The following is a 14,248-nucleotide window of genomic DNA, read 5'->3' as shown; positions in this document are numbered from 1 at the left end:
AACCCAGAATACTGTAAAACCTCAGGAACTTCCCCAGGCGATAAAAAAAGCCCTGTCGGAAATAAAAAGCTACAAAGCCGGCCTGCAGAGGTCAAGTGAGATATCCGGGGAAAGAGCGCTGCTGGCCGACATCTGCAAGACAGCCCCGAAAGAAATATTTTCAGATGAAGCGGCAAAGAACAAAGCTGCGCAGCTGATCGTATCAAGGGACTTTGAGGCCGTCAAAAAAGAAGATGCAGCGGCAAGAGGTGCCAGATGGATGCTTGCCCAGATCATGAAAAAGCTCGGGGCGACGACATTTAAAGGCGAGGAAAAAGATATACCGGGAGCCGATGAACTGCTAACGATGCTCGGCGAGATAAACACCGACCAGGCAAAAGTGGCGACAAAGGATGCCTTCTCCGAGGCGGTTACGAAAGCTGTCCGTGATTATGCGTCCGAAAGACTGAAAAAATTCGCGGATGAACAAATATCCGGGACTAAGAAACAGGACTCGAAAAGAATAAGGGACGCGAACCTGAGATCTATTTTATTTGCCGGGAACCCGGTCGAACAATGGAGCTGGGTCAGCGAAAACCAGGCCAGGATAGAGGAATACCAGAAAAAATACGGCGAGTATTCAAGCAAGCTGTTTGACGGGTTAAACAATGTCAGAGAAAAGCAGAAAAAGGCTGAAGAATGCCCCAGGACAAAAGAGCTGATCGAAAAATACCTGAAGACGAATGCAGGAAAACGATATTTCTCGATGCTGAAAATGGATATTCTCAGCCAGAAAATAGGGGAAGGAAGCAGGCTTACCGTAAATGAATTCATACTTGATCCTTCACAAATAACAATAACTTCAACTGCGGAGCAGATAAAAGCCCAGATAACGGCGTTCGGCGGCATACCGCTCAACGAGGACGGGATAAAAATGCTCGCGGAACAGTTCAGGAACATCCAGGTGCAGGCTGTTATGGACTGCCTGACAGAAGAAGAGATGGCGGCGGTCGAAAAAGAGCTCAATATCATGCCATGGAAAGACCAGTCGGCGTCATTCGGGACTGAAATAGATACACATGTCAGGGAAGGTGAATTTTTAAAATCCATTAAGACGGCCCTTGCCGAAGCAAGAAGGACAAAGAGCGGTCCTGACAGGTCGTTCAGCATAACATTGCTTATCCCTAAGGGTTCTTCAGAAGAAGAAGCCGAAAGGACTGTGACCCTGATCCTTCAAAAATACAGTGAAGAATTAGGGATCAAAGAAGACGACAGCGGCAGCTGGACAGCTTCGGGCATAGGAAGGTTGAATATACATGTACAATCTGAAAAACCAGAAAAGACACCGGAGGACAGACCGGGGCTTCCTTTCGCAAGGGGTACGCATTTCAGCGAGGACAAGAAAAAGACTCTTTCTCAGATGGGTTTCATGGAAGACAGCCTGATGCTGGCATCTTCTCCCATGGGCCTGCTTCCCGATCCGGCGAAAAAAGATTTCAGGGTCAAGGCGATATTCACTTCTGACGTGAATCAGGACGAGAACAAGCTTGATAAACCGACGCTTCAGGCACTTGACACATTCCATCAGGTATTTTGTCCCGGTGAAAAGGACTCTGACAGGATCACATCAGCGATCGATGAGGTCCATTCTAAATGGGATCAGGAAAGACAAAGGCTGGAGAAACTGAGCACTCCAAGACAGCTCGGACAGATACCGCAGCTCGAAGAGGGCGATTTTATCACAGGCACCAAGACGATCCTTGACGGTTTCAGGTTTGAATTCTACTATCCCGTGAACCTTGACGACCCGTCAGAGACTGGCAGGATAGAAAATATCATCGTGCTCAAAAGGGACAGGACACACTCGCTTGTGCCTGCTACGCTGAAAGAAATCGAAACGATCCAGGATGTCCTTGAAAAACACTACGGATACAAGAACTATGAAAAGGGGAAAGCCGACCAGAACCTGGTGATGCTGCTTAATACGATCGCGTTCAGGTCAAAAGGGGCAAAAGCAACAAAAATAACGGCCGAAGACCTGCTGCTCAACGAATCATTCGGAAGGGTGATGTCTTCCACCGCAAAAGACCAGACGAGATACAGGGACGCGCTTGTCGATCAGCAGGCTGCGGCGTATGTGCTGTGCCTGCAGAACGCCCTGAAAGGCGAAAAGGACAAGGGCGAAAAGATACTCAGGATCCTTACCCCCCTGACAGGCACTTTTTACGGACAAAAAGAAGCCAAACCAAAATTTACGGACATGGAAAAGCAGCTGATCACACTGATTCTGAAATACAAACCGACAAAAGAAGAAATAGACAAGATAACATCCTTTCTGGGCTGGCTGAATAACGCGACTGCCGAAGAACGCGAGGCTTTCTTTATCGCTGCGCAGCAGTTCTTTAAAGCTACAGAGAAGGCCGAAAAAAACGAGAAGCCGGAAAAAAGAGAAGCACTGAAGTTCGCAGCTTTCAGCATTTCGGAAATTAACAGGGCTCTGGCTACCGCCGGCCTTGTCGTAAAAGAGAACAGGACAGCCGCGTGGATAAAGGCTTCCGGGATCACCGAAAATGAAGAAGAAAAGACAAAATTCGATCCTGACCAGCAGGAACTGAAAAAGAAATTCTCCGGATCACTGGCAGGGGCCGCCGCCAGAGTGTATTTCATGGACCAGGGCGATCCCAAGACAAGGCAGACCTATGTGAGCGCAGGTTCAGTCACACTTGACGGAAAAATGTTCACGACAATAAACAAACCGACCCAAGCCCAGGAAGCGTCCCCGAAAGAGATCTCGGATAGACCGAAAATAAAGCCGACAAATGAAAACGAAAAAGTAGACCTAAACGTCTTCGGACAGAAAGCGCCTTACTCGCTTGCCAAGGCTATGATGATAGGCGCCGGATGCAGAAATATTTCATCACCAAAAGAAAATTACATGACTTTTTCTGACGTCACGGCCTTGGCCGTCCTTCTCGACAGGAAAGGCCGAATATACTTATCATCGGCACTGCCTGTAAGCAACTTTGACGATTTTATAGCCTCTCTTTCTTTTGTCGTAAAAGAAAAACACGAGATAAGCCTGACAGCCGAAGAAAATAAACTTCTGGGCAAATTATTTACATGTCTGGTGAATCCCGGGCAGGAAACGTTCCTGACCCTGCAGGATATAGATGATATCGGGAAATTAAGGAAGAGGCTGGCAGAATTATTGAAAACAGAACTTGTAAAAGCCACGCCAAAAGACGAGGGCGAGCTGAAGCAATTCCTCGACGAACTGGCACAATTTCTGAAAGATCCTAGCGACCGGAAAAAATTCGAAAGGATAGCGGAAAACATCATGCTTTTAAACGGTTCAACTCTAAAGGAGTTAAAAACTTTAAAAGCGCTGGCAAATCTTTATGTCGGCACAAGGGAACTTTGCCCTAAAGAGCTTAGCGATGCAGACGCGGTGATTAAAAGAGGCCAGATGGAAGGCTATTTTATCCCCGTGCAGGGCGGGATAAACAATGATGAAGACAAAGACGGACTGATGGCGCTTGCAAAATGGCTGAAAGAATCCGGAGAAGTCCTCAGGACTACAAGGCTGAACGACCTGCCTGAAAACATCAGAAAATATGCGGAAACAGTGAACAGGATATGCTGGCAGCTTGACCAGGTCGATCTTGTCGCCGATATCCCGGGAGAAGTGGTGGGAGGTGATTCCTGGTTATCAAAGACTGCAAGCGTGATGCTGCGCGTATGGAACCAGGATACTAGGTCCCTGGTGACAGTGCCGAGACAGAGGATAAGCGGGGAAAAAGCCTGGCTGCAGGTGATGCTGTTAAAAGCCTCTCTTCAGCCAGCCGCGGTCAAAAAGATCGGTGAGCTCCAGGGTGAGATCGACGTTACGATGCAGAAGATAAAAACGATCGAGGCAAATATTAACTCGTTCCTGAACGAAAAAACCAAAGGTGCAAAGAAAAAGGAACTGGAAGACTGGAAAAAAGAATATCCGGATGATTATACCGAATTAATTTCGCTTAACAGGGAACTCGGCAGTCTGAGGAGAGAACTTTCAAAGAAGCTTTCACCGATGATGGATACGAGGATCGATGAAAATTTCTTCCTGTCGCTGAGCCCTGCCATCAGCAGGATAAAGACCTCGGAAAATATAATGAAATATGTTTTCGGTCAAAACATGGTCGTCTATGACGAGCAGGGCAAGCCGAAATATGAAAAGTCCATCTCGGATTATATTGCCGAAGCAACGGGGCTGAAAACGTTTGAAGATATCGAAAAGTTCATCTTAAAGACGATCCAGAGGGACGGCGGCTGGACGACTCTGACGGTGCTTCCGGTAGAAAACCGCGACACGACGATAGCAAAGATGCTCCTGATAAGGATGATGTTCGCAATACCCGTCTCTTCGTCGGACCTCAACTGGCTCACATTAATATCATCGTCTTTAATAATGACAGGCGGCTTGCCTATAGCGCTGACATCAATGGGCGCAAATGCCGCGGATACCGACACAACAAAATTTAAGGCAAATGCGCCAGTATCCGGAGAAAATCTGATGTCCGCGAAGAATATCGTCTGGCAAAGGATATTTGCAACGATGGGCGCGATGACGCAGGCTAATCCAAAGACATCAATAGGGTTTTATGTAAAATTCTTTAACTACAGGTTTTCCGAAAGCCAAAAAAAGCAGATGATATCTGATTTCAGGCCGTTCGAAGGTGATCAAAAAGGCATAGCAAGGTTCAACCAGGTGGACGTGCAGGATATCGGACGAACAGTAACTAACCTGAACCTTGTTCTTGACAGATTAAATAATAACAGATCGATGTGGCCGTCCGCCGCAAGCAAGAGACTTTATAATTTAAGGTTTGATGATAAGGCGCAAAAATGGGAATGGATCAGTCCAGTAGACCGTTTCAAAGCGGAAGATGCCTCGGATATCTCTAATCCGGAGGCCGCAAAGAGCGAAGCTGAAAAAGCTTTTTCCGGCGCCCTGCTTGACGCTTTCACGGTGCTCGACCTGTTCGAGAGGACGTCCGGAGTTCCGGAAGCAAGCTTTGACCTCGCCAACGTCCAGCATTACCTCCAGCGCGGGCTGAGGGAGACTTTCGGAATAAACGGTACCCAGAAAATACCTCAGATGGTCGAATTAAATATGTACGGGGAATGCACTCCGGAGCACAGGATGAACCCTGTATTCGACGGCACATGGGCGACACCGCTAAAGACATTCAGCGGCGTTCCATTTTTGTTCAACATGGTTGAAGAGGCTCTGCCGTGGCAGACGATGCCGGCTGCGATCGGCTGGCAGATCGGAAATGTCGGCGGGAAGATGAAATCGTGGTCCGAAGCAATAATCAAAGGCGAAACAACAGGCAACTGGTCAGCGGCAGACAATATTTTCTTCGGGACCGAAGGGACGGGATATGAAGACGGCCTGCTTTACCAGCTTGCAAGCATGACTAAAGCATTTGTAAGATACGGAATAGACCCGCGCTTGGGACTTTCAAAAATTAACGATCTCTGGAAAACTGAAGACGACTGGGACAAATTAATAGGAAAATCAGTGTTCTGGATGCTCCAGACAATGGCGGCAAGTTATTCTGCCCTGCGGGGGGCGGATTATGTCACTAGAAGAGCGCGCGGTATGCCGTATATGTCCCATAAGACTCTGCCTCTTGGTACAAGAACAGTATTCAGAGTTTTAGGCAGCGGCGCCGAATGGACTATGGACCGTGTAGGAAGGGACGGGAAAATAGGGAAGGGGCTTGACTGGGTACATATCACGATTGAAGATTGTTTAGTCAGAGGCGCAGAATGGGTAAAGAATTCTTATTCCGGAGACCCCACCAAAATAGGCCCTGTCAGGAAGTATTTGAATGATCACCCTGCCCTAAGGACGGCGGTAATGGCAGGGGGCAGAACTGCGTACGAAACAGGAAGATTTTCATACAGGGTCGTCTCTTTATATTTCATCAGCTGTTTAGCTGACAGGGTAGGAAGAGCGGTAAAAGCAGCCGAACACCCTCAAGATTTTATTTTTGTCGGCGATCAAAAAAGACAGACAGCCGCAGATCTCGGTGTAAGCCCGTCTGCAGTAACGAGAAGGGCGATCCGCGGTTCTTATCAGCCTGATTACCGCGCAAAATTCCCTGAACATCTTAACGGAAGCGGCACATTTGTATTCGAAAGCCTTCCGGACAGCACCCGGACCGCAAGAGCTGTCAGATTTGTGAAAAGGCAGGATGAGCCGATCTCGGTGATAGAAGGGGATAAGAGATGCGAGATATTCAGAGACGCGGTCGAGGAAATATTTGAAAGCGGACCTACACAGACTATTCGTATTGACAGGTCTATCGAAACTTTGCCGATAGGGAGGATAGAGATCGTTGATGGTAATGAGATTGCGATGAGCCCATATATAACTAATTCGGGCGCAAAACTATTAAGGATAAAGATAGGGCGGGAAAGATTGATAATTGACAGAAAGGTAATATCAGCACCTGAGCAAGTTGCGACTTTAAGAGGAGCAATCGTTGATTTAGCGGACCACATAAAATTTGTGAGCGGCCAAAACTTAAGCGAAATAGCTCAAGACCTGGGAATTGATATCGGAAGACATGTCGAACTCGTTTTGCCGGCCGGAGTGACGACACAGGAACAAGCAGTCCAAAAGATGGTCGAAGATGCTATGAGAGTATGCAATGAGCGTACGATCACTGCTGAGACAGAAAGATTAAGAGAATTGGTCGACAGCGGAAATATCAAAGGAGCAAAAGAAGGATATCAAAAACTGTTCAATGAACAAATGGAAGGATTTCACGGTGATTTTAGTAGTTTTGAAGCGAGGACAAAACTACTGGCTTTGACCAGGATCTCGGTCTATTTGTTCGGTAAAAGCGCGGATGAAGTCCCCGGAACGATCCCCGGCACCAAGAAAGTGGAATACAAATATAACCACCTGCGCTTTACATTCCCACAGATGGAAGCGGTCGCGAGAGGTTATCTCGGGTATTCGTTCAATAAAGAATGCGGCGGAGGAAAATCGGCTATATGCTTTGGCGTGAACATAAACAGGTGGCGGGCGGACAAGGGTATGAGTTATTCTTTCACGACAGACCATATCTTTGCCGAGCGCGATGCCGAGTGTTTCAGGGAATGTTATGAGGTGATGGGCGTGCCAAAGGTGGGCGTGGTGGATTCGAAATCTTCACAGGCGAGGCTGAGGACGGAACTTTCATCGCCGGTCGTTTACGGCTCTTTGTACGATTTCATGGTGGTTGACCTGATAAGCAGGACGATGCCGCCCGCGGAAGCCGCATTTGTCGATTTTCAGCGCAGCTATACAGCGGATGAAGGCGAATATTTTATGATAGACATGAGCAAGACGCCTCTCATCCTTTCCGGAGGCGGGGACGGAAGTGAAGTAGCCAATGCAAAACAATGGAGAAAAGCAGCCAAAGCAGCAAAATATGTTATGTCAAGAGGAATTGGAGAAAGCGACAGGCCAAATATAGAAGCACTTTTAATGGCCAATAAACAATTCAGCGAATTGGCAAACAAACCGGGCACAGTGGATATGGTCATAAATTGCATGAAAGCCCAAAAAACTATCGATGACAAAAAAGTATATGTGGACCGTGTTAAAAGACAAGTTTATGTTGTCGATGAAAATGTTTCGAAGATAATGGTTGACAACAGGTTTAACGAAGGCCTCCATCAGGCGCTTGAGGCAATGTGCGGATTCCCCATCAGGCAGGAACTAACGGCAATACAGTCGCAGACACCTCAGCAATTCTTGCTTTCCTTCCGGGGGTTGAAGGTATTCATGTCAGGCACCCTCACGGTTCCGGAGGTCAGGGCTTTCTTTGAAAGGCTTGGTATTGAAGTTGTCGAGCTGAGCAGGAACGTTTCCGAATGGGATTACGCGGGACAGGATGCAGACGGATGCAGGAGAGCTTTGCAGGCTATATTTGATGCAAGAACGAGCGGGGCTGCAACAACAGGTGATGTGAGGCTTGAGACACTGTTCTTTAAACTGCCGGGAGGCACGGCTGATCAGGAATGCGTGCCTGTAAGGGTCTGTATCCAGATGCGTGACGGCAGGGTTGTGACCAGAAATGCTGAAGGCGGTGAAACAGTCGGGAATGAAACAGGTTATTACAGTCTGCTGGGTGATATTGCAGATAAGATGAGAGGGATGGCACTGCAAAATAGCGGCAGGGATCTGCCGCTGATCCCGAGCCTGATCGTCCGGCATGATCCGAATATAGTTATCGATCAAGATACTCAGATAAATGAAATCGTTACCAGGATACAGGCAGAAATTGATTATGCAATAAGCAAGGGGCATGCCCCAAGACCGATATTGATACAAACAGCCGGAGATTCCGAAAGAGGAAGAAAGATAACTGATGCGATAGAAGCCGGGCTGTCTCCTCAGCAGAAAGCCGCGATAAAGGGAAGAGTGGAACTGTGCGACCATGAGATCAGGTCCGGAAAGAACGCAAGGAACGCTGCGATCGCTCATGCAGGGACCCCGGGAATAACGATAGGCTCTTTCGCCCGCGCGGACGATATCAGGGTGAAAGGTGCTCCGGGTTCCGAGGCTGTCAGAAGAGGGATCATGGTGATCCCTATTTCGCCGGCCGGTAACGAGTGGGCATTCATTCAGTTGAGAGAGCGCGGCGGGAGGTTCATAGACAGCGTAGAAGTGGTCCCGATATATTCTATTGATGATCCGAACATCAAAGCAACTTTAAGTGTGATGCCAAGCTCCGCAAGTTCCAATGAACCAAATATGTACGACGAACTAAAGGTTGCAGTCTCACGCAGAGATATGGCTACAGCAAGGAGGATTATACAGAATGATCTCAGGACAGAACAGGCAAAACAGGCCTGTGCAAAGGCTGAAGAAGGACTGATAATCAGGAAATATTTTCAGGGAATTGAAGATCACTATCGCGGGATCTCGGATGAATTGTTCGTTACGCGGGACGGTGTCGGTGTTGTGCCGAACAGAAGTCTCAACATAATAGAATGTGCGAAAAAGTTCATTATGGCAGGCGTGGAAGCGGTGATAGAAAGGCACGCTGACGGGAACAAACCTCTCAATAGAGATGCTCTGGCAAAACTGAGCAAAGACCTTGCATGGCTTTTGGGGATAAAAGAAGAGGAAGTGACAAGAGCGCTTGATCCCGGAACAAAAGAAAATCTGTCAATAACAGAAATAAAAGGACGCTTGCAGACAATGGTGGACGGTTTTCTGGCCGGGACTTCCGGCAAGGCAAAATATTCGAGTTCTCATAAGCCGTCAGGAAGCCTGCGTTTCGAAGTGGAACAGCAGGGCATGCGCTTTAACATTGAGAACAGCTGGGAAAATATCATAGTAGAGGTCTTCAGTGCCGCTAACAGGCAGCTTGGTAATGAACAGCTCGGACTGGTAGAAAGGTTCCGCACGGGGCTTATAAAGGAAGACGAAAATATAGAAATGCGGCTCCAGCAGGAAGCGACAGCCATAGGCAGGGACAACAGGATAAACGCAGCAAAAAGGATGCTGTATGCCATAAGCAAATCAGTAGGAGCGAAAAGCTTTGTAGGCGCGTGGAAAGCGCCAAGCGTTACTGCAACGGCAGACACCAGTGCAGCCTCTCCTGTGCCGGCACCGACCGCAGCACCAGTAGTTGCAGGAGCTCAATCAGGTAATTTAGCTCCCAGCCAGATCGATGTCCTGATCAGAGCGGCTTCTTCCGGAAAAGAAATTCCCGCGTTGTCCAAGCTATTCTTTGAAATGGGCCAGGGGATGATAAACCCACGCGCTCTCAAGACGATCAATAAAGTAGTAGTTGTTCCTGACAAGGTATTTACTGATGCGGACATATCCGGTGACGCGGCATTTGCTGGGGATACAGTATTCGTAAGGGAATCAGCTGTCAAACTTGACGCGAATGGCACTCTGACAATTAACAGCAGCCTCAGGATCTCCGATGCCTTCACCCATGAACTTACCGAGATACACTTTAGATTTATGGTAATTCAGGGAATGGATCCTCATGAAGCCGCACAGATAGCCGAGGATTACCTTGGCCGTCACTCGAGCGTACGTCCACGCGGTATAGTCATTTCCCATGAAAAAGCAAAGACGCCTGTGCAACTGCTTGAGGAGATCGAAAGAACTCCGCAGGGAAGCGACATATATTATGAAAGCGCCGAAAGGATAGATTACAGTGTATCAGGGGAACAGGCTGCAAAGTTAAGGGAATATGTCAGGGTCGTCAGACACGTCCTGACAGGAAATGATCTGCTTGCCGGCTCCCTGCATCTGGCCCAAAGCTCAGGTCGGCTTGAACCGTTCCTGACAGACAAGTCTACAGTTATAGAGATAAAAACGGCAGAAGATGCAGACGCAGGGACAATAAAGCTGACCAAGAGCGGAGATATCATCGAGATAGAAGCCGACGGCGAAAAGATGGAGATATCCGTCTCGGATGCCAGGGCGCTGATCGATGGCCAGAAAGCGCTGGACGAGATCATCAGCGCAGCCGTTGAAGCAAATAAAGGAAAGGGCTTCGATCCGGAGGCCATAAGGACCAGGCTCTCGCAGAGCATCAGCGAGCTCCAGGTGCAGGGTTCAAGCGATATTCCGCTTGTGATAATTTCCGGAAACCGCGAGAACATCCTTTATGAGAATATCGCGGTTGAAAAAGGCGGGAAAACTTATTCCGTAAAGATCAGCAAGAGGACGATAGCCGAGCTGATGAGCGCTTCTCCCGAGACAGATGCTTATCTTGAAGCCGTGAAAAAGCTTGAGGCAGAAATAGACGCTCAATTACAACAAGCAAGGGCTGCCGATACTGAATATAATAAAGTGCAAAAATCAGACTTTTTGAAGCCTTTCACCGAAACAGCAATTGTCATCAACAGCAAAGACGGGAGAGCACAGATAACAGTCTCTTTGAACAACAGGACCCTTGCCTGCCTGACGAAATGCCTGTCGTCATCAAAGGAATACAAGAGCGCGGCAAATGAACTTGAAAGAGTTATAAGTCAGGCTGCGGCCGAACTGAAAAAAATAGGCGTAAGCGAAAAAGTCGCCAGAACACAGGTGTTCAGCACGATATTCCAGATAACGTGTCTTTCAAGGTTCAGCCAGACATTCGGCGACCTGGCATCTTCTGTTTCCGCGCAGATATTTGAAGGAGAGATAGCAAAACTGGATCCGAAGGACCCGGATTTCCAGAAAAAAACAGAGCAGGCAAAAAAGAAAGCGAACAGTGTAATCGAAGATATATCATCTCCGATGTCAATGGACAGTATCTTCAAAATGGCAGTGAGGGAAGATATTAACCTGCTCGGCAGCGAGGCTGTTGACAAATACCTTGCAAGCGTATATCAGTCTCTTGCGGAAAAATACAAAGCAAAAGGCCTTAAAGTGCCGGAGTTTTCAATGCCGGCAGCCTCGGACGGGACATATAATGTCAGAGAGATGGTCGGGGCCTGGCAGTGGATGTGCCTCGGTGCACCGGGAGGGAATTTCGGCCAGAAGCTTACATCGGTTGGAGCGAATACCGCTCATGACGCCGCTTCAGGATTTCTTGCTTCCATAATTGTCAGCGCAGGCAAGAATTTTCTGCTCTACGGTCTTCGCGGAGAAGGCGCTACGATGTGGGCAAAGACAGAGGACGAAACTATCCAGGGCACTATCGGATGGGCCAAGTTCGGTCTTGAGAGAGGGGTAGGGCAGGCTTTACTCGGATTATCTGGCGGGCAGGGAACAGCATTTGCAATCTTTCTGAATACTCAAAGGGATATAAAATCTGCAAGCATGGATCGAAAATTAGTCGTGACCGTACAGGGCGCAGGTAATCTGGGTTCCTTTATGTTGACACAAAAGATTGCCACTTGGGCGCTCAGCAAGAAGTTGCCGCGGCCGCTTGCGGAATTTGGTGGTAATGTAGTAGCAATGGCAGGAATGGAAATATTCGGAGTAGGGTATAACTGGACGATGAAGAAAGCTCCGTGGCTTTACAGTGCAATGACATCGCCGGCAGCAGCGAGGACCGGAGATGTTCTTGACGGGACATCTCATGTTTTAGCTAATAAACTCTATGTTCAAATAGGCGCAAAAGCCTCTCTTTGGGCTTTAAACTTAGGCAAAGCTTCGGTAGCGGTCGGTTCCAGAGCAGCCGGCTTGGGTGCTCTTATAGGAACAGTCATATGCGAGGGAGCCCCACGCATCAGCGATGCAATGAACGGAAACTCGTCGGCTGATATTGATGAAAGGAATAAATTATATGAAGAATGGGTCGTTCCTATGCGCAAGGCTTACAGAGATCAGGAGAACGCCTATATAAGAAAAGGAAAAGACTCGGTAAGAGAATGGCTGTTTTCAACCACAGCTCTTTCATGGGTGGAGGGAGCAGAAGTGATAGGCTATATGAAGACGATTAAGTCAATTTGTGAAAATACTGAAAATATTTTGAAATATTATGAACTTGGTTATTTGGACAGTAAAACTTTTATGGAAAAAGTATCCGCTCAGCTCGAAAAGCAAAGGAAAGATAATCCTTCAATAACACTGGAACAATTCGTCAATCAGAAAAAGGCATTTCAGGAAATAGCATTTCTTTTTGGCAGGATAGACAGACACGAAATAAAACTGGAAGATGCAAAGGAAAAGATAAAAAACCTCGTCCTTGAACAGATCGCAAGACGTGCTTATGTCAACCTACCCTCGGTTGAGAGAATGACCAGAAGTATTATGCTTAAAGCTGACGATGCGGCGTTTGCGAGGAGCCAGAATAACATGCTGATCCAGGGAATGCCCGCGACCCCGCTGAAGCGCGATATACAAGAACAATGTCCGTCGCTTTTCAGGGAATATATCAGAAAAGTTCACCTGAGCGAATATCAGAAAAAGACAGCAGAGATCCAGGATTCGATAGTGGGAACAGTCTTTGATCTTGGCATGCTTAAAGAAAACGAAAGAAAAGCGTTCGAGGGGTATTGCTCAATCAGGGGAGTAAATATTGCCGAGGTCAATGACAAGCTGGCTCTGTTCAAATTGTATGTAGCATATAACATCGGGAAATCCGTAGGGGCATATGCCAAAAACAGGGTGCTGATCGATAAGACGGCCGATTTCCAGATCGAAAAATTATTTACCTTGGATAATTTTATAAAGGGAATGAATAAAGAAGAGGCTGCAATATTCATAAAAGAATTTAATGAGTTCTTGAAGACAAAGAATGGACAGAACGGCCGTGTCTCGCTTCAGCCAACGGGAGAAAAGTTTTTAAAGAGACTGTCCGAATTCTATGTAAGTAATAGACAGGGCATATCCGATTCCATCAGCGATAAGGATATAGATGATGTCTTTGGAAATGAAATTGATAAAGTTACCGGGAAAATAAAGTGCAATATAAAATGTCCGGAAGAAGTCCCTTCCCAGTCGATGCTCAGACTTGGTAATGGTGAATATACGATATATTGGCTTCAGCAGAATCCAAACCTGGTCTCGGGTTTCAGGTGGTTCCTTGAAAGCAGGTTCGGATCGAAAATCTATCTTCCTGCTGAGCCGGAACAGCCTGCGTTGCCGAAGTCAAATACCAGATGGAGCGCTTATGCAAATATAGCCGAACTTGGAAGAAAAATAGAATATGCGCAAAGCGAATCGTCCAAAAAAGAAATGCTGGGGAATGAGATTCAGTTATACATTTCTTGCAGGGAAAAGGCACAATCAGCATTTAGTAGCGGCAAATATGACATAGCTTTAGGCTTTTATTCAAGGATACATAATTCAAGGATCGGTACCGCCGCTGAAAACGCGAGGATAAGGAACGCAACAAGTGAATGTATAAGAATAATATTGGAAAATAAGGCGACATCGGACGCCATAGCCAAAGCAATAGGAAATGGCGGTGCTATACGGGATGAGATCGTAAAAATTCTTGTGAAAGCTTGCAGGTCAAAAGCGGATTACTCGGAGTTTGCGAGAATAAATGAGATCAACAAAGAAGTGTCGAAAGCCGGTAAATGCAGGGAAGCAATGGCCGAGATCTCCAGAAATTACGGGTTGCTTCAGCCAGCCGATATATACACTGGTGACATAGAACCATATTGAATATTCGTGCTGATTTACCCTCAATAATTACCGATTATTTCCGTATTTTCCATTTTGATTTTCGATATGTTCTATGCTACATTTACCTCTATGAAACACTTCGACAAAGCTCAGTGCAAGCACCTCGACAAAGCTCAGTGCAAGCAC

The 14,248-nt window shown here is 47.2% G+C and carries 2 protein-coding genes; one reads left to right on the top strand and one right to left on the bottom strand.

The window, feature by feature from the left end; translation table 11 throughout:
- Positions 1-69: 69 nt before the first annotated feature.
- Positions 70-276, bottom strand: coding sequence for a hypothetical protein (locus tag NTZ10_04775; GenBank protein MCX5749536.1), 207 nt, complete (start codon positions 274-276; stop codon positions 70-72).
- On the opposite strand from NTZ10_04775, the gene NTZ10_04770 reads away from it, so the two are divergent.
- Entirely contained in the window at positions 260-14,101 is a 13,842-nt protein-coding gene (locus NTZ10_04770; GenBank protein MCX5749535.1) for a hypothetical protein, read from the top strand. The genes NTZ10_04775 and NTZ10_04770 overlap by 17 nt on opposite strands.
- The last annotated feature ends 147 nt before the right edge of the window (positions 14,102-14,248 follow it).

The sequence above is a fragment of the Candidatus Saganbacteria bacterium genome, assembly GCA_026387835.1.
Taxonomy (GTDB): Bacteria; Margulisbacteria; WOR-1; order JAKLHX01; family JAKLHX01; genus JAPLKZ01.
This window is presented reverse-complemented; position numbering and strand designations above follow the sequence as displayed.